Origin of the sequence: Exiguobacterium antarcticum DSM 14480 (assembly GCF_000685865.1) — a bacterium.
In the GTDB taxonomy this organism is placed as follows: Bacteria; Bacillota; Bacilli; order Exiguobacteriales; family Exiguobacteriaceae; genus Exiguobacterium_A; species Exiguobacterium_A antarcticum.
In genome coordinates this window covers 121,108-147,804 of sequence record NZ_JMKS01000006.1, presented here as the reverse complement: position 1 = coordinate 147,804, position 26,697 = coordinate 121,108, and the positions used below count along the sequence as shown (strand labels likewise).

Below are 26,697 nucleotides of genomic sequence, written 5' to 3'. Positions count from 1 at the left end.
ATGCGAGCCCTATCGGACGGCATCATAAATCTTTAGACCCATCCAGACGGTCAGCGTGCACCAAAGTAACAGGATCAACGCACCGACAAACCAATTTTTCGGTTTATCCGCCCCCATCCATTGTTCTGCCTTTACGGCAGAATCGTCGATGACTTCCTGCGGTAACATCCTTAACGCGAGCAGGATACCTAAAGGGACAAGAATGAGATCGTCCAGATACCCTAACACCGGGATGAAATCTGGAAACAAGTCAATCGGACTGAATGCATAAGCGACAACACAAGCCGTAAATAATTTGGTATACCAGGCGATCCGGTCGTCCTGATAGGAAAAATACAAAATAAAAATCTGTTTTTTTATTTTTTTCGCGGTATCCTTCAATTTTTCCAACATGATGATTCTCCATTCTTCGTCCGTTTAAACCGGCGGCGCACCCTTTCAACATTTCCGGTTCACCGGAACCAGTCGGCTCCCTCGCGTTCGAGAAAATCGAGTTCTTGTTCGTAATGTGTGACGTGCCCCTCTTCGATCATCCGTTGAAACGCTTCGTCGCCTTCCGCTACTTTCCGGTGAATCGTTTTGATCAACGCTTCCACGCGAAGCAGCACGGTTTCGTACATCTCGCCCTTTAGCTCCATTTTGCCGTAGGTAGACAAAAACAGATTGATCCGGTGCCGGATCCGTTCCTGATCGTTGAACGGATCATAAAGAGTCGGTTCCCCTGCTTCCGTCATCTGATGCCGACTTAACGGAACAAAAGTGTACATCGTATAAGCGATATCCCAAATCCGCGGTCCCGGGGCAGCAACGTCGAAATCGATGATGCCGATCGGCCGTTCATTTTGAAAAATGACGTTATAGACGGCAAAATCATTATGACAGATGAGTTCGAGCGGTTCCGGTGTTCCGTCGAGCGGTGGCCAATCATGTGGGATTGGAAAATCCGCGACGGCTTCGTGATAAGCACGCAATAGGCGTGCCGTTTCTTCAAGAACGGTATCCGAGCGCATGTATGGCTCGAGCGGATAATTCCCGGCCTCGCCTTTAATGTACGAGACGATTTCTCGATTTTGTGCGTCAATCCCTAAAAACCGTGGACTCCCTGTAAACCCTCTTTTCTCAAGATGGTGTAACAACCGATGAATCCGTTCACTGTCCGGTTTTTGTTCGCGTCTGACTGTATCCCCAATCCGTGAGACGTCGGAGACGTTCCCGCCCGTCAATTGTTCTTCCCGCTCAGGTTGTGTCATGTGGTATCCTCCCCTTTCCGTTGACTCAGTGCCGCGACGAGAATCGACGCTCCGACTAAACTGATGACAAGATCGCTTCCTTTGACCAACGCGAAGTCAAAATGCAACAACGTGTCAACCCCGTTCGTGATCACCAACCCGATGACATACAGCGTGATACTGAGCGGAATCATTCGTTTAATGAAACGCGGGACGCGAATCCAGATCCGTAACAAGCGTTCACCTGTCTTACTCATCATTCCATCCCCTTACACCCTAAAATTTCCCTGTTCTTGACTAGCTTATCATGTCTGGGTCGATCACTCAAAGTGTTCGCCGGCCTTGCCAACTGGTAGACTAAAGGATAGAAAAGTCAGGAAATGGAGTCGATATTCATGAAAGCCATGACCATCACACAATACGGTCACGTCCCGCTTGAACTTACAGAACAGCCCCGTCCGCAGGTCAATCCCTACGATGTGCTCATCGAAATTAATGCCGCAAGCATCAATCCGGTTGATTTTAAGATTCGGGACGGGAACGTCAAACTGTTGATTCCCTATCAGTTCCCGTTGATTCTCGGCAATGATTTTTCCGGTGTCGTTACTGAAATCGGTTCTGCCGTCACGAAGTTTCAGATCGGAGATGCCGTTTACGGTCGTGCCGAGAAGAACCGGATCGGCACGTTTGCTGAATACATCGCAATCGATGAACAGATGCTTGCTTTGAAACCAGCCACACTTTCGTTTGAGGAAGCGGCTTCGATTCCGCTGGTCGGCTTGACATCCTATCAGACGTTACATGACATTCTGCAACTGACACCCGGACAAAAAATTTTGATTCACGCCGGTGCCGGAGGCGTCGGAACGTTTGCGATCCAACTGGCGAAAGCGATGGGTCTATATGTCGCAACGACGGCAAGCCCCGCCGGACATGAGCTTGTCCAGTCACTTGGAGCCGATAAAATCATTAATTACCGGACCGAAGCCTTCGAGGACCTGTTGCACGATTATGACGGCGTCTACGATACGATTGGCGGCGAGACACTCCGACGGTCGTTTAAGGTTGTCCGTCCGGGTGGACACATCGTCTCGGTTTCCGGACTGCCGAACGGCCGGTTCGGTAAATCCTACCGGTCCGGTTTTCTCAAGACGTCATTATTTAGACTGTTGACTCTCCGCGAGACACTTCTTGAACGAAAACATGATGTCACCTATACGTTTTTGTTCATGCGACCAAGTGGTCGACAACTCGAACACATCACGGAATGGATCGAGAGCGGACAAATCAAACCGGTCATCGACCGGGTGTATCCGTTTGAAGACGCCCAAGCGGCGCTCGAGTATTCAGAGTCCGTTCGGGCTAAAGGAAAAGTCGTCTTAAAAATCAAATAAACCGTTCAAACAGTCAAGAAACACCGGACATACTGGTGTTTATTGACTGTTTTTGTATTGATGTTTTATTTAAATCCGACTCTCAAGCGAAGTATAAAATAAGCTATTATGTAAAATAAAGGATGTTAACTTTTACTAACCGGAAGGAGCAAGTAGATGGACATACGTACCGGCACCCCGTACAAGTATTATTTTTGGAAACGGTTTTTCCTGCTGTTCATTCCGCTATTTTTGATCGGGATTCTACCCGAGCCGTTCATTACAGAAAATCCATTCAACAGTCTTGAAGATTATGGCGAATTCGCCTTCGTCTTTTTGTTATATCTGATTGTGATGTCCGGAATTTCCGCTTTTTTGGTCTCGATGCGTTGGAGAAGAAAACAAAACCGTAGATGATGACCACTTCGACTAAAAGGAGACACAGATCATGCACTGGAAAACAGCTCTTACGGCAGCTTTAATGGTGTCGCTCGTCTTCACCGCAGGATGTACCGATTCTGATTCAGCCAAGCAACCGTCGAAAATCAAGGCAGATCCGCAGGTGGCTTAGCTGACGCCAAATCTCGAACCGGTCAGTACCCCTTTGTCCGACTATGGAAAATATGTGCCGCTGAAGAAAAAGACAGACCAGATTTCGCTCGGAACACATCAGACATACAATTTATCGTCGTTTTTTACCGGTCAAAACGTCCTGATTGCTCCGGACTATCTGTATGAGCAATCGATCTACTATACGCATGTTAAACAAACGAGTGATACCACCATTAACAGTTACATTTACCGCTACAGCCAAGGGTCGAACGATAACCAAGTGCTGCATACGGTCAACCGGACGATCGGTATGATGACCGGAGTGTCGCATTACCTGTTTTGGGTCGAATACAATCAAACCAAGTCCGGACAAAAATGGGCGATTCGCTTGATGGACTTGAAGACGGGAAACATCAATACGCTTGATCAAGGCATCAGCCGTTATGACACGGCGATTCCTTATCTGGATACGTCGCCAAAACGGGTATCCTGGATGACGCATGAAGCGACACCGACCCGAACGAAAACCATCCTCAAGTCGTTTGATGTCGCGGAAGACGCCATCATTATCCATCAGCAGTATATGTTAAAAGAAGGCGAAAAACGGAATGGGCAGTATCCGTTTGACTTCCGCCGGAGCGATGCCGGGCTGATTTTGCATACAAGTACTTTTAAGAACGGTCATAAAACACCGACGCTCGAGACGTTTGACGGTACGTTTAAACGACGGATGAACGGACTGATTGATTTTGAACACAACAAAAAGTACGTTGCGATCGGCGAAGAAGGCTCCGCCCTCTTCATGCCTAAGAAAGGACAACAACCGGGGTACCAGTTCAAACCGTCGGACAACCGCTTGACGGTTGATGCATTCCGCTTTTTATCGGCTGACCGGGTCATTTTCCGAGAGAGTATGACGCGACTCTGGTACGCCGATCTTGCGCGCGGCACCGTTGCTCCCTTGACGGAAATGACCGATACAACGTCCAAACCGATTTATGCGAACGGGAAGCTGGCATACGGGGTATCGAACGACGAACAGATTGAATTCCATGTCATCGTTTTAAAAAAAATGATTGGTTAAGGCCGTTCTTTTCGTGCGAAAAGGACGGTCTTTGTTTTATCAGGAGGGGGCCATTTCGAGCGTTCGGTATGCTACAATTTTAGTAATAATTAGTCATGAGGAGGAAATACGATGACGAAACATCGGTTGTACACGACAGCGTTTTCGAGTGTCTATCCGCTTTACGTGACAAAAGCGGAACGCAAGGGTCGGACGAAACAGGAAGTCGATACGATCATTTGCTGGCTGACCGGTTACTCGGAGCAACAACTCGCAACGCTGGCAACAGATCAGACGACATTCGAAGCCTTTTTTGCGGATGCGCCGGATATGCAGGAACGTCGATTATTAATCAAAGGTGTCGTCTGCGGCGTCCGGGTCGAAAACGTCGAAGATCCGTTGATGCGGGAAATCCGCTATCTTGATAAGTTGATTGATGAATTGGCAAAAGGAAAAGCGTTCGAAAAAATCTTACGGTAAGAATCTAAGGAGGAAAAATCGTATGCTGACTACCATTGCGTCACTCTTCGCTCTCGTCACAATGTTAATGAGCGGTTTTTACGGCTATGTCTATTTTCAGAAAAAACAAGAAGGCATCCCGCTTTCTCCCCGCACGAAAGCGGTCTTTACCTCGTTGATCATCATCTTCGGTACGGCATCGCTTCTGATGACACGTTATTAAAAAACCGGGCACCTCAAGCAGGTGTCCGGTTCTTCTGTCTATCCTCGTTAAAAGCGCTCTTCCAACCAAACGAAGATGTCCGTTATCATCTGATCCGACACGGTATGGTTGATGAATGGATATTTGAAAAACGTCAAATCATTGTTCGTTCCAGCAGACTGCTGTACATAGTGTTCTTGCGTTTCAATCGGAATGACCGCATCGCGTTGTCCATGTACGAATAACGTTGGTGTAGACTGTTCTTGCAGGACAGGATCATACGCCCGCAAGCGTCGTTCTTCTTCTACCGTTAAATCGTCTCTTTTGTCACGGCTTCGGAAAAGCTGTTCCGAAAAGAGGAAGGAGCCGGACCCGTTTATGTTAATCACCCCTGCGCTACCGTTGAGTTTAGCAGCAGCACCGCTTGCGATGAATCCTCCCATCGAGACACCAAGCCAAATAATGTCCTCTCTTGGAACGTTCAGCTGCTGAACGAGTGTGCTTGATTCCTCGATGCTTTGAAACACGACTTCCCAAAAGTGACGTCCGACGACGCCCGGGTTAAAATACGTTGCTAACGCATCACGGCTGTCATGCAGGTGGACTTCCGGCACAACGACCGTAAACCCTTGTTCCGAAAGCATCCGGGCGAATTCTTCATATTTTGTCACGCTTGATCCCCAGCCGTGGTACAAACAGATGATTTTGCGGTAATCCTGACGCTGAGCTGGAAATATGCGAATTGGCAAAGTTGAATCAGTTAACAGGTTCATTTAATAAGTCTCCTTTTTCAATCTCTAGATGAATAAATGACAATTATGTAAGTTGCTTTCAACATCCAATTTTTGTTATGTTTGTTAATGAGAGGAGGAAGAACATGGGTTTACTATGGTTCAATCTAATCATGTTTGCCTTTTACTTACCGAGTCTGATTCTGCACGAATACGGTCATGCGCTCGTCGGTCGTTTGATCGGTCTGAGGCTAAAATCAGTTTCCATCGGCAAAGGTGAACCATTCTTACGAATCGGTCATTTTTCCGTCGCCAAAAAGCAGATATGGGAAGGCTTGTATCAATCATATCCTCCAACAGTCCCGCTTCGCCGTGGACAAAGAGCTGTCTTGTTACTCGGCGGGATTTTCGCGAATTTTATAGCCGGATTGTTCGTCGCCGGATTAAGTCAGCTCTTTCCAAGTCCGGTCATGCATCTATTGGCTCCACCATTTATACAGATATCCATCATTTTCATTTTATTTAATCTGATTCCAATTCGCTTGACTAGTGGCTTTCCAAGCGACGGACTGCAATTAAAACGGTTGTTCTTTAACAAAAACTCACGGACTGACTGACAGGAGATGATTTCATGCTAAGACCTTTCTTGCTCGCAAGCAGTTTGTTTCTCGCCGGATGTGCTTCTGAGCATCCAAAAACCGTTCCATGGGGAGAAGATACACCGGCTCAAATCGAGCGGCTGAAAGCTCATGATATTGAGTTTACGGTCAAAGACGGTCAAGTTCTGATTCCGAAAAATCAGATCGAAGAAGCAACGAAGTGTTGTACTTAATTTAAAACATAATCATACGGTTATTTCCTTTAAAAGTTTAGGGAATAGCCGTTTTTTATTTCTAAATTTTTCAATAAAATTCATACAATCCATTATCGAAATAGCGGAATGTTTCTTCTGAGATTGGTGGAAATCCATATCCGGAATAGAACGCATCGAGCATCTGGATATCCTTTCGAAAAGACCGTGTCGCCAAGGCTTCATCGTAGCGGGGGTCGCCGACCGTCATTCCGGCTAGATCAATAAACGCAACGATTTCATTGTCTCGGACCAACAGATTGTCCGTCGTACAATCTCCGTGTATCCACGTCGCCGGAACAGGTTCCGGCTGCTTGGTGGATAACGCGTTAAGTAACTTGCGCGAACCATTTGTCCATCCCTGTTTAATGTAGTGATCGGCCTGAAGCAGCTGTTTATCCAGCCAATCTTGTGAAGAATGGGTAGAGCTAGTCTCGCTCGTATGAAGCTGTCTGAGGAACCGTCCAAATGTACGAATCAGCTCAAGACGCTGCAGTTCAGAAGCATTCGCCAGTGCCGTTGTCAACGTCTCACCTGCTATATGTGACATCAATAAATAATCCTGTTGCTCGTCTTCCATATAATCAATATACGTCGGAATAATAATATGATTTTGCGGCTTGAACGTCTGCATCACTGTCGCTTCCTGCGCCAACCACTCGCGGTATCGGGGTAAGCTTGCCTGTTTGAGGATATAGGTGCCGTCTAACGTTTTTACGTAGTAGACGACGGCTGTTCCCCCTTGCACGGCAACGGGATGGATCGAATGAATCAAACCGACTTGTTGCTCGATCCGTTGTCTGATAACACATTTCATATCAGCATTCCATCCCCGACCGTAAACGCCTTGAACGCGACGGGTGACGACAACCGAATCCAGGTCGACGGTTTTCCGTACTTCATCGAGGCATCGATAAACGTTTCCAGTGTCTCGACCGACGGCGTGTACAATTTGACCATGAAATTAAACGTTCCGGCGAGCCGGTGGCACTCGACGACATCCGGATGCTCTCTGCAAAACGCAATAAATGCGTCGCATTTTGTGTCTTCGAACATCAAAATCGCCATGATGGTTTTTTCAAGCGCAACGGGATTGATGACTGCCCGGTATCCTTCGATGACACCGCGGTCCTCCAGTTTCTTAACCCGCTCGTTGACGGCAGGCGTCGAAAGACCAACCGTTTTGCCGAGTTCCGTCCATGACATCCGTCCGTCCGCTTGTAACGCATGGAGAATCGCATAATCAATTTCGTCCATTTTTTCACCCTCCTAATATTATGAAGACATATCTTAAAATTACCATTCATTTTCAGGTGAAGCTACTGAAAAACAAGGAAAACCGTCTGTCTGGTCACGTTCTTCTTTCGTACAATAAAGACAGATCAAAAATAAGTGAGGTGAACGATATGCAGGCAACAAATTGCACCCGCTGTGCTGAGACATTTGAAGAAGGTCAGGAAACGTACCACTGTTCGCACAACTGTACCTTTTGCAAAGAGTGTACCGAGACAATGAATTCGATTTGTCAAAATTGCGGAGAAACATTAGTCCGGGTAGAACAGTAATACATACAGCAAGGGAGCGGATGATTGGAATCCGCTCCCTTGCTGTGTAATGCAAAATAGGAGTGCAGACTTGTGCGACGGAAACGTACACAGTTCTGCACTCCTTTTGCGAAAAAAGAAAAAGACTTGCCAGCACCCACAAATTCATCCTAACGTTTAAGTTGCGAAACAAGAACGTGAAGGAGATGAAAGGAATGCTAACAATGTCTGAAATCAATTGTATCAAATTTTTAAGGAACCATAAATCCTATTCCATCAATAAGATTGCGAAAGATCTTAACCTGAACTGGCGAACTGCTAAAAAATATGCCGATGAGTCTTTTCTACCAAAAGAAAGTCATTCTTCAAAGCGTGGCATGATGTATGGCACCCGTTGGGGCGAAATGATCGAGGACTGGCTACAGGAAGATGCGATGATGAAAAAGAAACAACGACGAACCAATAAAAAACTATATGAGACATTATGTACATATGGATTTGAAGGGTCCTACCGGACCGTCTGTCAATTCATCAAAGAATGGCGCCTAGGTCGCGATGTAGAAAACGATAGTCGATTCGAGCGGTTGGCCCACCCGCCCGGAGAAGCACAGGTAGATTTTGGCGTCATGGAAGTCGTGAAGGACAGTCATGCGGTCGATGTGCATTGCTTGATCCTATCCATGCCGTATAGCAATCGAACAGCTGCGGTTGCATTACCAGCAGAGAACCAAGAATGTTTCCTGACCGGATTGAAGAGACTGTTCGAAGAAATCGGAGGCGTGCCGCAACAATTACGAATCGACAATCTCCCAGCAGCCGTCGCTAAAGTACGGACAACAAAGGAAGATGCCATTTATACGGACGCTTTTCAGCAATTCGTAACGCACTATGGTTTCCAAGTTCAAAGCTGTAATCCGTATAGTGGGAATGAGAAAGGAAGCGTCGAAAACAAGGTTGGATATGTCCGTTACAACTTCCTGGTTCCTTCTCCCGTCATGAATGACTTCGAATCATTGAACAGACGCCTCGCATCATCCCTCAGGGATGACATGGAACGTATACATTATGAAAAGAAAGTACGTATCAAGGATCTCGTTGTGGAAGAGAAAAAGCATCTCCTTCGACTGCCGGAAGAAGACTTTCCGGTGTTCAAGGAGGAACTGTTGAAGGTAAACAAATATGGAGAAGTGACCATCGATCAAACGAAGATTCTCGTTCCATCTGGTTCTCGACATGGACAAGTGAGAGCAATCCTAAAATGGGACGATATGAAAATCATTTCTCGTCACGGAGAAATCCTGTACGAAGAAAAGCGACCTTATATGATGACGAAACGGGCGTTACCTTGGGAAAGCATTCTCAACGAATGGTACAAAAAGCCGCGTAGTTATGGTCATTCACGCCACGCAGAGTACCTCCCTGGACGAATTCGAGAGTATCTGAACATCCAGAATCTGATGATACGGAGAGAAAGACTGGGATGGCTACGATCTAGATTAGTCCTGCATTCAATCACTGAAATCGATGAACGATTGTATGAGCTACTGAGCCAGAGCGATGCCTATTCTGACATCGAAGAGCATCCCTACGATGTCGACTGGAGTAAGTATGACAGTTTGAATCGACCATGGCAGAGTGAGGTGCAGCCGTGAATCTAAAAGAGATGTGCAAATCCCTTCGGCTCGCTTACGTCGCTGAAATTTACGAATCGATTCCGATGGAATCGTCCGAGACGTTTCTCACGACACTTTTTGAAATGGAGATGAGACTTCGTGAAGAAGCGAAGGCAGAGAGGCTCATAAAAAAAGCAAAATTCATCAACAATAAATCACTTGAAGACTATCGCTGGCATGACAACATCTACTTTCCTCGTCATCTCAAGAAAGAAGAATTGATGTCGCTCTCTTTCATCGATCATCAGCAAAACGTAGTGCTCACAGGTGCCCCCGGCACTGGTAAGACACATCTTGCGATTGGTTTAGGACGGGAAGCTTGTCGTAAAGGAAAAGAAGTACGTTTCTTTCGTGTTTCGGAGCTCGTAGAGCAACTCACCAAAGCATGGCGTGATGGGAAGCTGAGTAGCTTCCATACACGCCTCGATTCTGCGGATCTTATCGTCTTGGATGAAATGGGCTATCTTCCATTATCCAAAGAGTCAGCAGAGCTCCTGTTCCATCTCATTACAGACTGGTACGAAAAGAAAAGTATCATCATCACATCGAATCTAGAATTCAGTCAATGGAATCGTGTTTTCGCAGATCCTAGATTAACGTCAGCACTCGTTGATCGTGTGATTCATCATGCGCACATTCTGACCTTCACAGGCGATAGTTATCGTGTCACACATGCATTATCAAGAAATTAAATATTTACTGGCAAAGTTCTGTACTTTTTTCTGCAATTCACTGCACAAACCTATTGCAAAATACACCCTTGCTACATTTAAAATAATTTTGCTACTAAATTTCATACTGATTTAATTACATATATTTTTCAGAAATAGGAATTCTACATATTTTAAGCTAACTAATCATATAATTAAGCGTTAAAATTTGTAAGAAAATTCATACCTCAATATTATATTTTCTAGCTCTGTATTTAAAAGCTTCCACTCCACCTTCCATAATTGTACATATAGAATCTTTTACTTCTTTATTATCAATGCTACCAGTTCCGACAGGATTAAAAGATAATTCCTCAGAGTTCATAACATTTATCAATTCAGAATCAGCATTTACAGGAATATTAGCATTATGTGTAACTATAATAATTTGTCTATTAGTTTTTGATTTTAATATTCTATCTACAATTAAAGAATATATCAAAGAATTATCTAAATCATCTTCCGGTTGATCTAAGATTAATGGGGTGTTACCCGAACTTAACAATAGTGTTAGAATTGCAGATGTTTTTTGTCCTGCGGAAGCATTACTGAGCGGTTTGTAAGAGTTTGATCCCATAGTTTTATATTTTATTAATATTTCATCTTCTGGCAAAAGAGTACTTAGCATTGATAACTTAGAAATACTTAAACTGTTCAAATGTTTTAAAAATTTTATTCCTAATCCTAAACTGTTAGCTCCCGTATGAACCTCTTCTTGAATAGTCGAATAAAATTTATCAATCTTTTCAATCGCTGGTCCATTAAAACAATAATTAATTATCTTTTCTAAATCTCCATCAAAGCCATTAGATCTTCCAATATGTTCTCTAAAAATTTTTTCAAAGTGAATTTTATCTCGATAGCCGTTTACTTCAACTTTCAACATATCATTATCAGCTAATATTCGTTTTAAATAATTGTTTCTGTAGTTTCTCATTTCTTGCCTTAAAGATTTAATTTTAATTAAAATACTATTATTTTTAGTTTTTAATGAGGATGCCACTAATTCAATATTTTTAATATCCTCCAGGTTTTTCTCGATATTTTTTATTTCTGACTGTGTATTTTGATTTTCAACTATAAGACGGTCTAAATTTACTTCTTTAGTCTTAAGTTTTTCCAGCTGTTCTTTACAGTTAATATATTCTTTACTCCATTGAGAATTGTTTAATTGATCTTTTAAAATATCATAATGGTTTTTTAGTTTTTCTACTTCCTTTAGAATTGACTCGTTGACTACTCCCAACACGTGAGAAGAATGTGCTAACAAATTGTCTAATTCTAATTTATGAGTTAATTGGAAGTTATATTGATTAAAAACAAAAGCTTCATTTACGTTTTTTTCTAAGTTAATAATTTTATCATCTAAAAATAGCAAATAATTTCTTATATATTTTGCTTCTGTTTCGTAAATTTCATTTTTTTCTAATAAGTCTTTTACTTGAGGTATATTTAAATTTCTTTTTTTTATATTTAACTCGTTAAGTTTGATTTCTAAAGAAGATTTTTGAGCGATTTTTTTTTCTATTTCAAAAATGTTCAAGCAATTTGCATTATACTCATTTATCAAGATATCTATCTCTTCACTTTTGTTTTCTTCATCTTCAAGATTGGAATCAATAAAGTCACGTAGCGCATTAGGTTTTTTCGAAATTTCATAAACTTGTTTTTGAGAAAATAAGTTTATCTTTAAATCTTTTAATATTTCAATCGTTGCTGAATTATCGAAATCCTCTCGCGCACCATTTTCATAGTGTACAATCAAACTAAAATTTTCCTTACCTTGTTCATGTAAATATTTCACTTCAAATTTAGACTTTCCAACGTTAATTACTAAATCTATTCTTGATTCGTCCGTGAATACACCTAATTCACCATCATTTTTTTGAGAAAATTCGCTATGGTCTTTGTATATTTCTTTATATTTTTCAATTTCATCTGATAGGTTTAAGCAAATTCTTAAAAGCTTTAAAATACTGGATTTCCCGGTTCCTCTTCCTCCAATAATAGTTGTTAATTGTGGGTTAAAATGAATTGTGTTTACCTGGTTGTTATTATATATAGTTTTGTGTATTTCTAGTTTTTCTATATAAGTATCCGCATGAAATTTTTGTGTTTCCTGATATACAGTGTCGTTAATTATTCGAACAGAGGGCATTAATAAAGCTTGTTTAAAACTTTCGATTGTTACTTCATTATCCATTTTAATCCAAGTAAATCTTTTTCCGATACCATTTAACCCATGTTTAGCTGATTTTTCTTCAAGTGGGTTATCAGAAAATGTTAATTTAGCTATATCCTTATCTTTAAAAAATGAAGCTACTTCTTTCCATTTCTTCCATTCCAAATCATCTATTGACGAGTATAAATTTTCAAATTTACTACGTAACAAATTGTCATTTAAATCTTCTTTATACAAAAAGTCATGTACTATTTGGACTGCTTGTATATTGACATCGTTCAATATATTATTTTTTGCTTCATAAGATAATGATCCTAGACCCGCAAACTGGTCTATATGAGCTGGAATAACTACACCATTTCTTTCTGAAGCTATTTTTGCAACTTCAAAAATACTTTTATTCGTTGATGTAGTTGTTTTACCACGATCTTCTTGATAAATATCTAACTTAACTAAAAATTCGTTAACGTAACTACTTCCGTGTTTTGGATCAAATAAAACAAGAACATGAATTTTTGAAGTATCACATGTTACTTCTACTCCAGGAAAAACTACTAATCTATCTCCTGCCACACTTTTTATAATGTCGATACCATCACCATTATTATGATCCGTAACTGCTACACAGTTTAGATTTTGCTCTAAACATCTTTTTACCCAATCTTCCGGAGAAGACTGAGCGTCACTAAAACACGGACTAGTCACCGTGTGCAAATGTAAATCTGTTTTATACCACTTCAAGCCTTTATCTAGATTCATTGTATTCACCTCAAAAAATATTATACATTAAATCTCAAAAAAGGAATTATGTGGCTCATCACCATAACACGTGGTTGCTATTTTAACGACCAAGCTCAAGGCGCAATCTCAAAAAGAATCGTTCGAGGTTTCGGTAGCCATAACCACGACGTTTAATGAGCTTAATCTTATTGTTCGTCCCTTCCATTTTCCCATTCGATAGTGTCGATACAATGGTTTGACGCATCGCTTCTTCACGGCCACGAATCGCTTTCGCGATTTTCGCAAGAGGTCCGCATGGATGAAATTGATAACGTTCCAGCCAGTCTTTCAGTCTTCGGCATGCCTGCCCGTCGCACGTTGCTTTCAACACATATCGAATATGTTGGAGTCCTTGATAAAGATCCCGGGTAAACGAGTCTTCTAGAATACAAGAATGGGCGACCTCTCGATCTTCAAGAGCCAATGCTTCCGGACGACAAGCGAGAGCACGATCAATCACACGAACATGATGATGGCGTCTTGCCTCGTTCAAAAAACGACGCCGGCGGCGAAGAGCATCCGTAAAGAACTGGATGAGATGAAAACGATCCAGCACATGCGCTGCATTCGGGAAGACACGAGTAGTTGCCTTCGCCATCGCAGGTGCAAAATCACTGACGACAGAACGAACATCTCCCAGTACACCTTGAAGCGCAGCCGTAATCGCCGATACGTCCCGGCCCGGGACGATAGACAGAAGACGTCCAGTCTTGGCATCAAGAACGATCGTCGCATAGTGGTGTCCTTTTCTCGTGGCGAACTCATCGACGAGGATGTGTGTCGCCTGTCCCACTGTATCCACTGAAGCGTACTGATAAAACCACCGTTCCACAGTCGTATAAGGAAGTTCATATTCATGCGCAACATCTGAAATTGTCCGGCCATGGCACCGTTCTGTGATGCCTTTTCGGAACACTTCGGTAGAAGTACGGACGAGTCCGAGACCGTAGTCATATACGAACGTCAAATCACAAGAGAGGCATCTTTGACGTGGGACATCCAGTTCGATCCACAAGGCACCGACTCCCCACGCATGACCGTGTCGAAAACGACGACGCTTTTTCGAATGCAGGATGGTCTTTTTTTCGCATAGCGGACAAGGGATTTCATGTGTATCAGGAATGACAGGAAATACGTGCGGTTCTTCATCGGACGACATCTGGATTTGAAAAAGGGCTGGAAGCGGAAGAATTAATTTGATAAACTGTTGGGACAAGGCGAAAACTCCAATCGTGGTTTGTCTAGACAACAATTACGATACCGGGGTTTTCGCTTTTTTTCTATGTTCGATTTAAAATCCGATGGATTTTATGTGTCAACCACACCTTATGGTGATGAGCCAATTATGTATAAAAAATTTTTTTGAAAGACGAATTGTAATATTAAGTGCAACACCTGACGGAAAACACAAAAAGCCCATAACGGCCTCGTGTAGAATGGAGTTACCACACCACATTCAACGGAGGATTCGTTATGAGCTATATTCATCTTACCACATCAGAAAGAGTCAAAATAGAAACGTATCTCGATTTAGGTTTATCCGTCCGAAAGATTGCGGGACGCCTGGGGCGTCAACCTTCTACGATTTCACGAGAATTAAAACGAAACCCTTACTATGATGCTTCCTGTGCTGACCAGCGTTATGTTGAGCGCAAAAAGAAGTGCGGTGCACGGACGAAGTTCACGCTAGAAAAAGGAGTTCGTATCCTCGAAAAGTTACGCGAGACATGGTCGCCTGAACAGATTGCCGGACGTTTATTCCAAGAAGAAGGACTATCCTTCAAGACAATTTATCGCTGGATCTATACGGGCCTCGTCGAGGCCAATTCTAGTTTTCTTCGCCAAAAGGGAAAGCGTCAGAAACCACGTGAGACGCGTGGACGCTTCAATGTCGGATTACCAATCAGTAAACGTCCAGCCGACGTCAAAGGGCGCCAAACGTTTGGACATTGGGAGCTGGATACTGTCGTCTCAGCCAGAGGGAAATCCAAGGCATGTGTCGCAACGTTCGTCGAGCGAAAGAGCCGTTTCTATCTCGCTGTGCCGATGGAGGATCGGTCCGCTGCCTCGATGGAGTCAGCGATTAAAGCATTGCATCTCTACTTCCCGTCGGGAACGTTTCAAACCGCGACGACAGATCGTGGAAAAGAGTTTAGCTGTCATGAACGAATTCGTGAAACGTTAGGCGTACCGATGTATTTTGCGGATCCGTATTCTTCTTGGCAACGTGGAAGTAACGAGAACGCCAATGGTCTTCTCCGTGAATTTTTCCCGAAGGGGACGGATTTCGGAAAGGTCAGTCGTTCTGAACTCGCTCAAGCGCTCGCCTGGATCAATGGGAGACCACGGAAATGTCTCAACTGGAAAACTGCATACGAGGTCTTCTCGGAAGAAGTGTTGCACTTAATTTGACAAACCGTCGAAAGAAAATAAATAATTAAATAATTTAATCATTTGTCAGATTTCTCTGCCAATCTATCTGTAGCCTGCTCCTGATGTTTCTGAATCGTACTTTCGCCGACCGCTTTCGCCAGTCCACGCGTCGGTAGATTGACATACATCGTCTCGTAGTTGCTGATTTCAAACGTCTCATGGAAAATACCGACGGCGTTACTTGCCCGGGCCGACTGATTAAACTGTTTCCACGCGGTCAGGTGACGGTTGCCGAGCGAATAAGCAATCAGGTCGTCGGAGGAACGCCAATACTGAATCAACGTGACCGAACGCCAACCGACGAGCATCTCATGCGACAACAACCCGACCTGCTGCTCATAACATTCCTCAATCATCGGAGTCATCGCCCGAACGGCCGGTAACCACTTCCGGACCGCTCGCAAACGGTTAATCCGTAAGCCGATGATAAATACGACGACGTCTTCATTCGGTGTTGCGATCACGCGTTTCATCGTCTTTTCCTCCTTCAAGTGTCTGAATCGATGCAACACACCATTCGAGCAATGCCTGTGTCTTGCGTTTGCCGTAATCAAGCGTCAGCAGCCAATACATCGCTTCGTTTGTCTCAGGATAGTCACGAATCGATTGTTCAATCAGGTTGTACGTCTCCAACCGTTCCCGGAGCAGAGCGGCATGCTGATCGATTTTTTGAATCGTCGTTTCCTTTGATTCATGCCGGGTAAAATAGAGTTTCAGCAACAGTTCGTTCCGTTGCACCGGCAGTTCGGTCGTCGGCTCCTGGACCCAACGTCCGAGTTCCACCTCGCCGTCCGGTGTCAGAACAAAGGTCTTCCGGTCATCCCCCTCTCCGGTGTCTTCGACGATTAACCCTTCCTGTGCCAACGTTTTCAGCATCGGATAAACCTGTCCGAAGCTGATCTTCCAAAAATGATTGAGACTTGTATCAATCGTATGCTTCATTTCGTAGCCTGACGTACAGCCGCTTGCCAGCAATCCTAAAATCGCATATCGTGTCATGTTTTCTTTAGGCATCGGATTCTCCTATATCTTTTAGATAGTATCTTTTAGATATATATTCCCGGTCTTTCAGTTACTAAACGAATATTCAGAATATTCATTAAGGAAACGTCATCTTACATTCTTGTAATCTCCCTTTCTTATTTAGGGTAATGAAGAAGTTTCGTTTTAAACTAAGAGAGTTTTCATTTTCTTTAAACAGAACGGGAGTTTTTCGCTATGCCTTATTTTTTAAAACTCAGCTTATTCAGCCTTGTCCTGCTGCTTGTAGGATGCAGTCAACCGGAACCAACGCCCCCGGTTCCAGTACCAAAAGAATTGATCCGCAGTGAGACGTTTTCGCCGCTCGGACAAAGCAACAGTTACGATTTAACTGCTGTCTATCAACGATATCCTTACCTGTCCGGTCCGAGCTATATTGATGAAGCAGCCGTGTACTTTTATGCCTCAATCGAAAAAGACAGTTCGATTTTCCGTTACTCGCTGACGAATCGACAACTTAAAAAAATCTATTCGACGAGCCAAACCATCTATAAACTGGTCGGTGTCGGACGACAATTGTTCTGGATCCGTTATCAGGACAACGGAGAGGACAGCAACTGGACACTCGAAGTGATGGATCTAGCAACCGGATCACTTCAACAACTTGACCACGGAAGAGAACCGTCTCGTTTTTATCCGGATCTCCAAGCCACGACGGCACATGTCTCTTGGATCAAACATACCCATGAGAAAGATCAGACCCAGTCACTCGTGCAAAAATATGATGTAGCGACCGGGTACGTCACGACACAAAAAACGCTGACAGTGAAGGAATCAGCAACCCGGAGCGGCGACTATGCCCAGTCCTTACGGGACGGTGATGCGGGAATTCTTCTTGATCAAACGACATACAAAGCGGACGAAAAGACGACTGTCTATACGACGCTTTCCGGAAAAGCCATCAAAAAGACGACGATGCCGTTTGATTTCGCCTATGGACAGCATTATCTGGCGACGGGAGCGGAAGGATCTGCGGAATTTCAAGCTCACGTGTCGAATCATACGTCCTACCGTTACAAGACACCCGAACCGTATTACCTGATTGACGGGTTTTGTTTCCTGACGCCGGATCACATCGTCTTCCGGGAAGAGCGCAATCAACTTCTGTATGCGGACCTGTCGAATGGAACCGTCGTCCCGTTGACGGACAAGGAAGGCGAATACTCAAAACCGGTCTTCACCAACGGTCAGCTTGGTTACAGTGTCGTCCGGAATGACGGAACCGTATCTTTCCGCATCATTCAAGTCAACAACTGAACATGAGAAAAACCCGTTCCAGATCGGACGGGCTTTTTGCTGTCTGCTCGTATTCAGTGTTGTTCCGCGTATGCCTTGAATCGGTCAAGAATCGCCTGCCAGCCCGCTTGTTGCATTTCCGGAGGATTCATCGACTCCGCCTCGAATGTTTCCACGACTTCCGTTTCCTCGCCGTTTGCCGTAAACCGTACCGTTACATGCCGTCCGTCTTCGAGCGTATAGGCAAGCTTTTCATACAGGATGACTTCCTGGTAGACGCCCGAGAAGTCAAACCCCATACTGCCGTCTTTGGCTGCCATGTGGCTGGAAAAACGGCCACCCGCCTGGACATCATTCGTCGCTTCCGTCGTATGCCAATCGTCAGACGCCGCGTTCCAGGCTTTGATGTGGTCCGGTTCCGTCCAATACGTCCAGACATCTGCGACCGGACGTTGAATGACGGCGTTGATTTCAAGAATTTGCGGTTGTTCCATTTGCCCCACTCCTTTGTCAGTAGAAAATCTGTTCTTTGTTTAACGTTCGGTTCGAATGAAACAAATCCTGCTTTTTAAAAATGGTTTATTTTGTCAATCATTCAGGTATACTAAGATTACAGTTAACAGAAATTAACCGGTTAATAAAAGGAGAGATGAGAATGAAACAACAGCCGATTTTAATTCTCGAACAGTACGAACAACTCAAAGTCATCAGTGATCCGATGCGGACGAAAATGCTGATGCATCTGATTGAACAACCACATACCGGTCAGCAATTGGCGCAAAAGCTCGACGTCTCCCGGGCAAAAATTTTGTATCATCTGCGGGAACTCGAAAAGTATCAACTAATCCGGCTTGTCGAGGAAGAAATCCGGGGCGGCAACGTCCTGAAGTATTATCAGGCGGTTGCCCGCGGATTCATTCCGGCCGATCATCTGCTCAATCTAGTCGAGACGAAACAGGCGACACGCCAGTCGTACATCGAAGTGCTCGACCGGGCGAAGACCCGGGTTTTGACCGCACCCGACCGGTCGTTTGCTCCACGTTCCTCTGACGTAGAGGACTGGGAAAGCCTGTCGCTGCAACAAGAAATCCAACTTTCACCTGAGCAATTCTTGACGTTTACGAAACGGTACCGGGAACTGTTGCAGGACATCGAACAGGATCCGTCGACGGCTGTAGCGGACAAAAAATTATATTACGTGATGGCGACGGCGTTTGAGATTGATGCACCTTTATTTCAAGGAGATGAGGAGAGATGACATGCAAGCGACTGAGCAAAAAACGCATCAACCGCTCTTGCGGAACCGTTCGTTTCGAGCACTTTGGCTCGCCAGTACCTGTTCCTTTCTCGCCCTATCGACCTACTTGTTTGCCGAGCAATGGTATATCCTCCGCGTCTTAAAACTTGATGCTTATTTAGGTCTCGTCTTGATGCTGACGTTGTTGCCGCGGATATTCTTGATGGTGGTGGGTGGCGTGATTGCCGATCGATTCAAGAAATCAATCATTTTACGATATTCCAGTCTGCTACGATTCACCTTTGTTCTGCTGTTGCTGTCCGTCTATCACTTCGAGCTGTTGACGATCGTTCCACTCGCTGTATTTGCTTTTTTATTCGGTTGCATCGATGCCTTTTTCTCCCCTGCCAGTTCATCTCTGTTGCCCCTTCTCGTTTCGAAAGAAGATTTGACACGGGCCAATTCGATTCTTCAAACCTCCAATCAGATGGCGTTGTTCTCCGGCCCGTTGCTTGGCGGCGTACTGCTGACCTTCTCTTCGTTTCACTTCATATTTTTGACGATTGCACTGTTTCTTTTGCTCGCATCGCTCGGTACCTTTTTCATTCGCGAACATCCCGTCGACAACCCGACTCGGACCTCTGCTTGGCTTGAACTCGCTCAAGGGTTTCACTATGTCTTTGCCGACCCGTACTTAAAACGAATCCTCTTCCTGCTGATTATCATCAACTTCTTCTTTTTTGGTCCGTTGCTGATGGGGATTCCCCTGTTGGTCGACCGGGTTTTATTGGGTCAAGCCCTTGATCTGAGTTATCTCCAAGGGGCGTATCAGCTCGGCATGCTGCTTGGTGCGGCCTGGATCGGCTTCAGCAACCTAATCAATCAATCTTTTCGCCTGTTGCTATCGCTGATTGGTCTGCTTGGAGTCGGTCTTGTATCACTCGGACAAATCGGACACGTCTGGCATGGAGTTCTGCTGTTGCTGACAATGGGAGGGATCTCCTCCATCATCAATGTCCTCATTTTGACGACGATTCAAACAACGACACGACCACAGATGATGGGACGGGTCATGAGCCTTGTCAATGCCGCGTCAAACGGTCTGGTTCCATTGTCTTACGCCATGCTGTCCCTCACACTGTCGTTTGAGATCCGTCTCGAACAGATTCTTTTGTTCTGCGGTTGCGGGATCGTTTTTGTGGTGTGTACTGCCTTTGTCCGGATCAGGTGAACGCGTCCAAAAAAGTTATGTCCCGTTTCAGGGGGACATGACTTTAACTTGTAGAAATGAATTAACAGGAACGAAAAATCTTGAGCCATTGAAAAAAAGCGAATACATCAAAACTAATCCGTGAGGGGTATGCGTGTATGAATATAAACATCCGTCAACTGTCAGCTCATGAGAATCCTCCGATGGAGCTCTTGCTGACAGCGGACCCGTCTCAGAAACTAGTCGAAGAATATTTGAAAAGAGGTCGTTGTTTCGTTGCTGAAACAAGAAATCAACTGATCGGGGTACATGTGCTTCTACCCACGAGACCGCAAACGATCGAAATCGTAAATATTGCAATAGACGAGCGGTATCAAGGCAACGGCGTCGGAAAATATCTCTTAAAACATGCAATCCAAAGCGCGCAAGCGATGGGCTACACAACCATTGAAATCGGGACAGGAAATTCAAGCATTGGCCAGTTGGCTCTTTATCAAAAATGTGGATTTCGTATTGTTGGAGTCGATCTAAATTTCTTCTTGCGGCATTACGAAGAGGACATCATAGAAAACGGTATCCGGTGCAAAGATATGATTCGGTTATCTCAAGACATATAAGAGTCTCTCCATACTCCTCTAGAACAACTCGTCGTCTATCATGAATGGAAACACAGAAGGAGTATTTGGTGCAACGAAACTTGTCCCAGGAAAACGATTCGAAGCGAACAAAAAAGCGGTCCTTCTCGATAAAGAGAAAAACCGCTACTTTGTCTTCAGTCTAAAATCATGTCCGAGCTTAGCGTATGACTTGTTCGTTTAAATGACTGTCGTGAATTTTTTTGCCGTTTCATTCAGTTCATGTGCCGACTCGCTGACGGTCTCGAACCGTTGTAACGTCTCTTCCATGACGGAGACACTGGACGAGGCATCGGCGTTTGCCCGCGTGATCCCCTGTTGAATCCGTTCCAGTTCCTTGTTCATCTGTTCCGTCGTGTCGCGGACGTTAATGACGGCGAGTTCAACAAGTTTCGAGAGATTGCGGACTTCCGTCGCGACGACGTTAAAGCCGCTTCCGTGCTCACCGGCGCGTGCTGCTTCGATCGAGGCGTTCAACGACAATAAGTTGGTTTGGGCGGCAATCTCTTTGATCGTTCCGGTGATCTTTGTAATCTCGGAAGACTGTTCCTGCAGATTCGCGAGTGTCCGTAAATTTTCTTTGGCATCGTCCGCCATCTTCTCGATTGTTTGTTTCAGTTGACGGCTCTCCTGTTTGCCTTGCATGGACCGGTCATCAAGATCCGTTGCTATGCCTTCAAAAGATATGGCATATTCTTGGATCGTCTCTTGGCGACTCGTGATATCGGAGGCGATTTTGACGACGCCGACGACTTGATTTGCTTCATAAATCGGCATATAAGTCGCTTCTAACCAGATGGAGTCGCCGCGCGCATCAATCCGTTCGATTTTATCGGCTGAGCTGAAACCACTCAACAATTTGTTCCATAATTTTTGATAGCTGTCACTGTTCGCAAACTCTGTCGTACAGAAGAGATGATGATGCATGCCAATCATCTCATCGCGTTTGTACTTCATCGTCTTCGCAAACAAGTCGTTGACATCAACAACCCGGCGTTGCGTATCAAAACGGATCATTGCGACATTTGTATTTAAGGCTTCAAGGACATGTGTAGAGGCAAGTGTCTGATTGGTAGGTAGCGGTGTCGTCACGTAGGTAATCTCCTTCGGGTCGTATAATACTTTGATTTTTAAAAATTGAGCAGAAAAGATATTTTTTAGCAGAACGTTTCTTCGTCTGCTGTTATCATAACAAGCCATGATTTATGTGCACATCATTCTGCTCATACGTCTCAAAACATTGACCCATCGCTCAAAACAGGTCTTTTTCAGGAATATTAATCCCCATCTTTACAGCATAGTTCCAAATGTATATTCATCGGATGATGAGAGCTGAATAAGATGTACTATCAAAAAAGTCCTCCTCTGATTCACGATGAATCGAGGAGGACTTGCTTATTCTAAGGTGAACCCATGCTCATTTAAAAGAGTCTCCCATTCGCTTAAGTACATGTAGTCCTGCGCACCGAGTGGATTGTCGAGCTTCGTGATGAATTCGAGACTGTTGCCGTCTAGATCATTGAAATGGATCTTCGCATGGGCATGCTGGGCGATCGGCATGACGAACGGTTCCGTTCCTTCAAAACCAAACGCTTTACGCGGCGTAAACCCGCGTTCCGTCAGCCAAGCGACCGATTCACGTAAACCGGCGAGCGACACGTGAAACGCGATATGGCGGATTGACGGATGGTACGGCAACTCGACTTGGTCCGCTTGCCAGAGCCCGAGCCAGCTTTGCTCTTCGGCAATCCAGAGAAAGGCGATTTTTTCATCCACGATGTGATCAAGCTTCAACCCGAGTCCCGCATAAAAATCGATTGACCGCTGTAAATTGCGGACGGGCAGATGTGCTTCATAGAGGCCAAGAATCATCGCCGTTCACGTTCCTTGACGTGTCCGTTTAACGCCTCGATGTAGCGGCTAGCGGAACGCGCAACGGAGGCTTTGGCATCCGTTACGACGATTTTATGGAACGCATCGTAGATTTGATTAAAGCGGACGTCTTCTAGGACAAACGCCATTTCAGCGACGGTCGCCGCCGGTAACGGAATCAAATTCGGATAACTGTACATAAAGCTGACCCACGCCCGGTCAGCGACGACCCGGATGATGTCTCCGGTCAGTAAAATCCCGAGTCCTTCATCCCCGGTCGTCCATTCGAGCACGGTCGCCCCGTCAAAATGACCGCCGATCCGGTGTAACACTACATCGTCAGCTAACTCTAAACGGTCACCGGACCAAAAGACAATCCGCTCACTCGGCCGGGTTACCCATTCCTTGTCCGCTTCATGAATGTACAGCGGAATTTCAAACGTTTCCGCCCACTCGACCTGGGTCGCGTAATAGTGCGGATGCGACAAGGCCATCGCGTCGAGTTGTCCCACTTCCTCGATGACTGTCCGATCGAGATAGGTGATGCAGTCCCAAAGAACCCGTTTTGTTCCCGTGACGAGATATGCCGTCTGCCCGATCCCGAACTTCGGTGTCGTGACGAGACTTTGAATTCCCGGTTGTTCTTCTGTCACGGTCGTCTGATACGTACCGGACGAAATCAGATCCGGAAGTGTCGTCCACGATTGACCGTTTGGATTCACATACTGCCGTTCATCTGTGCAAATCGGGCAGATATCGTCCTGTGTTATGTTCTCATCCATCTGTACCCCGCACGTCGTACAAATTAAGTAAGTCATTCCATTTCCCCCTGCTGTTTAAGATTTTCTGACGCGTACCCAGATGATGTTGATCAGGGCAAAAATCAAAGCACCGGCCACGAATCCAAGCAGGACACTGACGTCAAAGGTACCCTTCGCTTCGTAAACAATCAGTAAACCGACGATCGCGCCGATCAAAACGCCCAACACACGAAGTGCAATCTTTCCGTTTGTCATGCCCCTGTCCTCCTTTGTGTATACGTTTTTACAATGTTCTTGGCGCATCGGCCATCGCGTTAGCGAGAATCATGTAGATGATTAAGTTAATTCGGAAGCGGAATGACAATGAAAATCAGGCGGACGGCCAGTGACGAGATCCCGAAGTGTTCCGCCAGTCCGCCGCACACCCCCTGAACCGATCGATCTGTTGCTGATCTGCGTAATGGTTGGGCCAATCGTCTTCCCTTCTTTCTCTGATTCGATGTTGGGTGATTCATCCATATGTTACAATAATTAGTATAACGTAATGGAGTCCGATTTTGCAGGGGACAACCCCTTCGATTCGGAATCTGACAGAAAGGACGTGTGAGTCGTTGGATATTTTTCATTTGATTCAGGAACGGGCGTTACCGTTCTCGATTTTGGCTTTACTGATGATGGCGAGTGCCGTCGTCGTGTATGTCGTCTGGAAAAGACAGGTCAGCTTGCCGCTGCCGTTGCGTATTTTTACGACTGTCGTTTGCCTGACCTGCATCGTCGGTTCGGCCGGATTGATGCTTTTCACACTGTTCGTCGGCTACAATGCCTAAAAGATGCAAGTACGTTAAACAAACAGACGTCACTTTCCCTCGTGAGGAGAATGACGTCTGTTTTATTCATCGAGTGACTGCCCGCTCAAAAGCGGACGGAGTGCGGTATTCTTGATCCTGCCAAATCCAGCGCTTCGCTGTTCCTTTGCCCAAGCGATAAGTGTTCTGTTCGAAGCGATTACCGGAGCTTGTCTTAAAAAAGTGGGCAACAAACAGATTATCTTGCCCCGTCGTAAACGTATTATGGTCAATCCGGTTATCGCGGACATCATGCTGGACCAGCAGTTGTCCCCCTTCCAGCCCTTTCGTATCATTGCCGATGACCTGATTCCGTGTAATCCGGACCTGCTTCGTTCCACCCCGCTTCTTGTCGTATCCGCCAATCGAAATGCCGGTAAACCGGTTGTTTTTAACCAGATTGTCGCGGACCGTGATGTCTTCTGCATACTTCTTCGCATGTTCACTCGTCACTTCGATGCCGATATCATTCCGCTCGACGGTATTATCTGCAATCGTCAGCCGTTTCCCGCCGTCGACGTAAATGCCGGCCGCATTGTACTCCTTGCCATAGAAAGGATTGCCGTAACTTGAACTGTCGGAGACGTGATTCCCGGAAATCGTCCCGTTCCGTGCATAATCTTCTACCGGATTCGTTGCGACTCCTTCGTATCCGATCAAGTCGATACCGATGTTATCATTGCGCTGAACGATATTGTTCGTGACGAAAAATCCGTCGATGTTACCGTTAAGTACAAGTGCTTCACTTGCCCCAAGCCGATTATCTTCGACCCGGTTGCCCCGGACAGTGATCTGCTTCAACCGACCGGTTCCATAGATCGCAATCCCGTGGGCGTTGCCGTCTTTGGCGTTCGTCTTGATCCGACGGACCTGGTTGTCGATCAATTGAATGTTTCGCCCTGTGCCGGTGACGAACATCCCGATCGGTGTCTCATTAGTTCGTGTTGTTTTGATGTCTGCGACCACCAGTCCTTGAATCGTCACGTACTGTCGATTTTCGATCCGGACAAGTGTCGTGTCCCCATCTTTCTGCTTCAGCGTCTTACCACTTAACACGACTTTCTCCTGTTGGTAATTCCGAAACACGACCGGTGCCTGTTTCGTCCCGCTGTACTTGACCGTTAACGCTTCCTGATATGTTCCTTGACGCAGATAGACCGTTGTCCCGGCTTTTGCGAGCTGACTGGCCCGTTTCAGCGTTTTCAGTGGTTGCTTGATTGAACCGGAATTCGTATCCTTGCCGGTCGGGGCGACATACAGAACTTTTTTGACAGCTGTCGATTCCGCCGGTTCTTGATTCCAAGTCGCCGAACAGCCAAACAATCCGAGCGACAGTAAAAGAATAAAACGTTTTTTCATATAATCCATCCTTTCTGCGATGCCTAATCTGATTGTAAATATCATCCATTCCCCTTACACTAAATGTACTTACATACAAAGGACGTGACGTGGATATTGAAACAACTGCTTGTCTGTTCACTATCGGCACTTTTACTCGCCGGTTGCAGCTCGGAAGAAGCCGTACCAAAAAAAGTCATTCAACCGACTGAACTGCCGTTAACACTCAAACGCGATACGTCTAAAAACCCATCAGATCCGGATAAAATTGAAGCTGTTTATACCATGACCGGTCAAACCGACAAACCCCTATACCTGACCGGGATCGAGTATTTTGCGTCCGGCGAACAAAAAATCTGGTTTAGCGAAACCATCAAACCCGGTCAATATGACGGGGAAAAACTGAAACTCGGAGAAGAGTTCGATACGATAAAAGGTTACCGTTCCTACATGTATGATTTAGATGGTCTCATGCAAGAAAAATCCGAGGAGTCAGATGATTTAAAGAAAATCATGATGAGTGGCGTCGAGTTTCGGAGCAAGTCGTTTCGTCCATCTGAATATGAACTGTTGATGTTCGAAAAATCGACGATGCAAGAGACAATGGGAGGAAAATCAATGGATAGCATCGATTCTCCTGAAGACATCAAACTCAAAAAAGGCGAGCGCGCTTTTACGATTTCGTTATCGACAACTCCGGTCGGCGGATCGAGTGACGATACATTATAAAAACAGACCTGT

At 45.1% G+C, this 26,697-nt stretch carries 36 protein-coding genes; 19 read left to right on the top strand and 17 right to left on the bottom strand.

Going from position 1 to position 26,697, the window contains the following annotated elements; translation table 11 throughout:
• Positions 1-9: 9 nt before the first annotated feature.
• From P404_RS0116390 to P404_RS0116380, 3 genes are read right to left on the bottom strand one after another with little or no spacing between them, the layout of a single operon-like run.
• Positions 10-393 carry a YkvA family protein gene (locus tag P404_RS0116390; RefSeq protein WP_026831384.1) on the bottom strand — a complete coding sequence of 128 codons (384 nt, stop codon included), beginning with the start codon at positions 391-393 and terminating at the stop codon, positions 10-12.
• Positions 394-452: 59 nt separating this feature from the next.
• Positions 453-1,250: a phosphotransferase gene (locus P404_RS0116385; protein ID WP_026831383.1), complete on the bottom strand. Its 798-nt coding sequence runs from the start codon at positions 1,248-1,250 to the stop codon at positions 453-455.
• Positions 1,247-1,486 (bottom strand): hypothetical protein, encoded by a 240-nt coding sequence (locus P404_RS0116380; protein ID WP_236624444.1) that lies wholly within the window; start codon positions 1,484-1,486, stop codon positions 1,247-1,249. The genes P404_RS0116385 and P404_RS0116380 overlap by 4 nt, the downstream gene beginning before the upstream one ends.
• Positions 1,487-1,624: 138 nt before the next feature.
• On the opposite strand from P404_RS0116380, the gene P404_RS0116375 reads away from it, so the two are divergent.
• The 6 genes from P404_RS0116375 to P404_RS0116350 all read left to right on the top strand — a co-directional run bounded on the left by P404_RS0116375 (position 1,625) and on the right by P404_RS0116350 (position 4,899).
• A complete protein-coding gene (locus P404_RS0116375; RefSeq protein ID WP_026831381.1) occupies positions 1,625-2,623 on the top strand; it encodes an NADP-dependent oxidoreductase in 999 nt (332 codons plus the stop codon).
• Positions 2,624-2,779: 156 nt separating this feature from the next.
• The gene (locus P404_RS0116370; protein ID WP_026831380.1) at positions 2,780-3,019 is read left to right on the top strand and encodes a hypothetical protein; all 240 of its coding nucleotides are present in this window, start codon (positions 2,780-2,782) and stop codon (positions 3,017-3,019) included.
• Positions 3,020-3,050: 31 nt separating this feature from the next.
• A complete protein-coding gene (locus tag P404_RS19020; RefSeq protein WP_269077504.1) occupies positions 3,051-3,173 on the top strand; it encodes a hypothetical protein in 123 nt (40 codons plus the stop codon).
• A gap of 33 nt (positions 3,174-3,206) precedes the next feature.
• Entirely contained in the window at positions 3,207-4,238 is a 1,032-nt protein-coding gene (locus P404_RS0116360) for a hypothetical protein (RefSeq protein ID WP_150111994.1), read from the top strand.
• Positions 4,239-4,349: 111 nt separating this feature from the next.
• Entirely contained in the window at positions 4,350-4,697 is a 348-nt protein-coding gene (locus P404_RS0116355) for a DUF2200 domain-containing protein (RefSeq protein ID WP_026831378.1), read from the top strand.
• A 22-nt stretch (positions 4,698-4,719) separates the two neighbouring features.
• Complete coding sequence (locus P404_RS0116350) at positions 4,720-4,899, top strand: hypothetical protein (RefSeq protein ID WP_026831377.1); 180 nt, start codon at positions 4,720-4,722, stop codon at positions 4,897-4,899.
• A gap of 47 nt (positions 4,900-4,946) precedes the next feature.
• Here the strand turns inward: P404_RS0116350 and P404_RS0116345 are convergent, their stop codons facing one another.
• Positions 4,947-5,651 (bottom strand): alpha/beta hydrolase, encoded by a 705-nt coding sequence (locus tag P404_RS0116345; RefSeq protein WP_051590541.1) that lies wholly within the window; start codon positions 5,649-5,651, stop codon positions 4,947-4,949.
• Between the two features lie 104 nt (positions 5,652-5,755).
• Here P404_RS0116345 and P404_RS0116340 point away from each other — a divergent pair, with 104 nt between their 5' ends.
• Positions 5,756-6,226: a site-2 protease family protein gene (locus tag P404_RS0116340; RefSeq protein WP_026831375.1), complete on the top strand. Its 471-nt coding sequence runs from the start codon at positions 5,756-5,758 to the stop codon at positions 6,224-6,226.
• 14 nt (positions 6,227-6,240) lie between these two features.
• The gene (locus P404_RS0116335; RefSeq protein ID WP_026831374.1) at positions 6,241-6,441 is read left to right on the top strand and encodes a putative periplasmic lipoprotein; all 201 of its coding nucleotides are present in this window, start codon (positions 6,241-6,243) and stop codon (positions 6,439-6,441) included.
• 70 nt (positions 6,442-6,511) lie between these two features.
• Here P404_RS0116335 and P404_RS0116330 read toward each other — a convergent pair whose 3' ends face one another.
• Both P404_RS0116330 and P404_RS0116325 read right to left on the bottom strand, forming a co-directional pair.
• Entirely contained in the window at positions 6,512-7,276 is a 765-nt protein-coding gene (locus tag P404_RS0116330) for an aminoglycoside phosphotransferase APH(3') (protein WP_026831373.1), read from the bottom strand.
• On the bottom strand, positions 7,273-7,716 hold the full coding sequence (locus tag P404_RS0116325; protein WP_026831372.1) for an Lrp/AsnC family transcriptional regulator: 444 nt from the start codon (positions 7,714-7,716) through the stop codon (positions 7,273-7,275). The genes P404_RS0116330 and P404_RS0116325 overlap by 4 nt, the downstream gene beginning before the upstream one ends.
• Here P404_RS0116325 and P404_RS19075 point away from each other — a divergent pair.
• The 3 genes from P404_RS19075 to istB all read left to right on the top strand — a co-directional run bounded on the left by P404_RS19075 (position 7,659) and on the right by istB (position 10,368).
• On the top strand, positions 7,659-8,024 hold the full coding sequence (locus P404_RS19075; RefSeq protein ID WP_150111993.1) for a DUF1272 domain-containing protein: 366 nt from the start codon (positions 7,659-7,661) through the stop codon (positions 8,022-8,024). The genes P404_RS0116325 and P404_RS19075 overlap by 58 nt on opposite strands.
• A gap of 194 nt (positions 8,025-8,218) precedes the next feature.
• Complete coding sequence (gene istA / locus P404_RS0116320) at positions 8,219-9,655, top strand: IS21 family transposase (RefSeq protein ID WP_026829677.1); 1,437 nt, start codon at positions 8,219-8,221, stop codon at positions 9,653-9,655.
• 11 nt (positions 9,656-9,666) lie between these two features.
• Positions 9,667-10,368 (top strand): IS21-like element helper ATPase IstB, encoded by a 702-nt coding sequence (gene istB / locus P404_RS0116315; RefSeq protein WP_034773873.1) that lies wholly within the window; start codon positions 9,667-9,669, stop codon positions 10,366-10,368.
• Positions 10,369-10,567: 199 nt separating this feature from the next.
• Here istB and P404_RS0116310 read toward each other — a convergent pair whose 3' ends face one another.
• A complete protein-coding gene (locus P404_RS0116310) occupies positions 10,568-13,327 on the bottom strand; it encodes a TrlF family AAA-like ATPase (protein WP_026831371.1) in 2,760 nt (919 codons plus the stop codon).
• Positions 13,328-13,409: 82 nt separating this feature from the next.
• Complete coding sequence (locus tag P404_RS0116305) at positions 13,410-14,564, bottom strand: ISL3 family transposase (protein ID WP_034774026.1); 1,155 nt, start codon at positions 14,562-14,564, stop codon at positions 13,410-13,412.
• A 257-nt stretch (positions 14,565-14,821) separates the two neighbouring features.
• On the opposite strand from P404_RS0116305, the gene P404_RS0116300 reads away from it, so the two are divergent.
• Positions 14,822-15,760, top strand: coding sequence for an IS30 family transposase (locus tag P404_RS0116300; protein ID WP_026829704.1), 939 nt, complete (start codon positions 14,822-14,824; stop codon positions 15,758-15,760).
• A 38-nt stretch (positions 15,761-15,798) separates the two neighbouring features.
• Here P404_RS0116300 and P404_RS0116295 read toward each other — a convergent pair whose 3' ends face one another.
• Positions 15,799-16,254, bottom strand: a complete 456-nt coding sequence (locus P404_RS0116295) for a DUF4188 domain-containing protein (RefSeq protein WP_026831370.1) — start codon at positions 16,252-16,254, stop codon at positions 15,799-15,801.
• Complete coding sequence (locus tag P404_RS0116290) at positions 16,226-16,795, bottom strand: PadR family transcriptional regulator (RefSeq protein WP_026831369.1); 570 nt, start codon at positions 16,793-16,795, stop codon at positions 16,226-16,228. Before P404_RS0116290 ends, P404_RS0116295 begins: the two co-directional genes overlap by 29 nt.
• A gap of 204 nt (positions 16,796-16,999) precedes the next feature.
• Between P404_RS0116290 and P404_RS0116285 the strand changes: the two genes are divergently transcribed.
• Positions 17,000-18,079 carry a hypothetical protein gene (locus P404_RS0116285; RefSeq protein ID WP_026831368.1) on the top strand — a complete coding sequence of 360 codons (1,080 nt, stop codon included), beginning with the start codon at positions 17,000-17,002 and terminating at the stop codon, positions 18,077-18,079.
• 53 nt (positions 18,080-18,132) lie between these two features.
• On the opposite strand, the gene P404_RS0116280 is transcribed toward P404_RS0116285, so the two are convergent.
• Positions 18,133-18,552, bottom strand: coding sequence for an SRPBCC domain-containing protein (locus tag P404_RS0116280; RefSeq protein WP_026831367.1), 420 nt, complete (start codon positions 18,550-18,552; stop codon positions 18,133-18,135).
• Between the two features lie 161 nt (positions 18,553-18,713).
• Between P404_RS0116280 and P404_RS0116275 the strand changes: the two genes are divergently transcribed.
• The 4 genes from P404_RS0116275 to P404_RS18530 all read left to right on the top strand — a co-directional run bounded on the left by P404_RS0116275 (position 18,714) and on the right by P404_RS18530 (position 21,324).
• A complete protein-coding gene (locus P404_RS0116275; RefSeq protein WP_026831366.1) occupies positions 18,714-19,316 on the top strand; it encodes a winged helix-turn-helix domain-containing protein in 603 nt (200 codons plus the stop codon).
• Position 19,317: 1 nt separating this feature from the next.
• Positions 19,318-20,526, top strand: a complete 1,209-nt coding sequence (locus tag P404_RS0116270) for an MFS transporter (protein WP_026831365.1) — start codon at positions 19,318-19,320, stop codon at positions 20,524-20,526.
• Positions 20,527-20,669: 143 nt separating this feature from the next.
• Positions 20,670-21,122 (top strand): GNAT family N-acetyltransferase, encoded by a 453-nt coding sequence (locus tag P404_RS0116265; RefSeq protein ID WP_026831364.1) that lies wholly within the window; start codon positions 20,670-20,672, stop codon positions 21,120-21,122.
• 40 nt (positions 21,123-21,162) lie between these two features.
• The gene (locus tag P404_RS18530) at positions 21,163-21,324 is read left to right on the top strand and encodes a hypothetical protein (RefSeq protein WP_160166526.1); all 162 of its coding nucleotides are present in this window, start codon (positions 21,163-21,165) and stop codon (positions 21,322-21,324) included.
• Here the strand turns inward: P404_RS18530 and P404_RS0116255 are convergent.
• From P404_RS0116255 to P404_RS17845, 5 genes are all read right to left on the bottom strand, one after another.
• Positions 21,321-22,232, bottom strand: a complete 912-nt coding sequence (locus P404_RS0116255) for a methyl-accepting chemotaxis protein (protein WP_026831363.1) — start codon at positions 22,230-22,232, stop codon at positions 21,321-21,323. The genes P404_RS18530 and P404_RS0116255 overlap by 4 nt on opposite strands.
• Positions 22,233-22,535: 303 nt before the next feature.
• A complete protein-coding gene (locus tag P404_RS0116250; protein WP_026831362.1) occupies positions 22,536-23,012 on the bottom strand; it encodes a VOC family protein in 477 nt (158 codons plus the stop codon).
• Positions 23,009-23,830, bottom strand: coding sequence for a hypothetical protein (locus P404_RS0116245; protein ID WP_026831361.1), 822 nt, complete (start codon positions 23,828-23,830; stop codon positions 23,009-23,011). Before P404_RS0116245 ends, P404_RS0116250 begins: the two co-directional genes overlap by 4 nt.
• An 18-nt stretch (positions 23,831-23,848) precedes the next feature.
• The gene (locus P404_RS0116240; RefSeq protein ID WP_014970393.1) at positions 23,849-24,028 is read right to left on the bottom strand and encodes a hypothetical protein; all 180 of its coding nucleotides are present in this window, start codon (positions 24,026-24,028) and stop codon (positions 23,849-23,851) included.
• An 86-nt stretch (positions 24,029-24,114) separates the two neighbouring features.
• The gene (locus tag P404_RS17845; RefSeq protein WP_236624443.1) at positions 24,115-24,246 is read right to left on the bottom strand and encodes a PspC domain-containing protein; all 132 of its coding nucleotides are present in this window, start codon (positions 24,244-24,246) and stop codon (positions 24,115-24,117) included.
• 138 nt (positions 24,247-24,384) lie between these two features.
• Between P404_RS17845 and P404_RS0116230 the strand changes: the two genes are divergently transcribed.
• Entirely contained in the window at positions 24,385-24,600 is a 216-nt protein-coding gene (locus P404_RS0116230; protein ID WP_034774721.1) for a hypothetical protein, read from the top strand.
• Positions 24,601-24,666: 66 nt separating this feature from the next.
• On the opposite strand, the gene P404_RS0116225 is transcribed toward P404_RS0116230, so the two are convergent.
• The gene (locus P404_RS0116225) at positions 24,667-25,977 is read right to left on the bottom strand and encodes a right-handed parallel beta-helix repeat-containing protein (RefSeq protein ID WP_026831359.1); all 1,311 of its coding nucleotides are present in this window, start codon (positions 25,975-25,977) and stop codon (positions 24,667-24,669) included.
• Positions 25,978-26,061: 84 nt separating this feature from the next.
• On the opposite strand from P404_RS0116225, the gene P404_RS0116220 reads away from it, so the two are divergent.
• A complete protein-coding gene (locus P404_RS0116220) occupies positions 26,062-26,685 on the top strand; it encodes a hypothetical protein (protein WP_236624442.1) in 624 nt (207 codons plus the stop codon).
• The last annotated feature ends 12 nt before the right edge of the window (positions 26,686-26,697 follow it).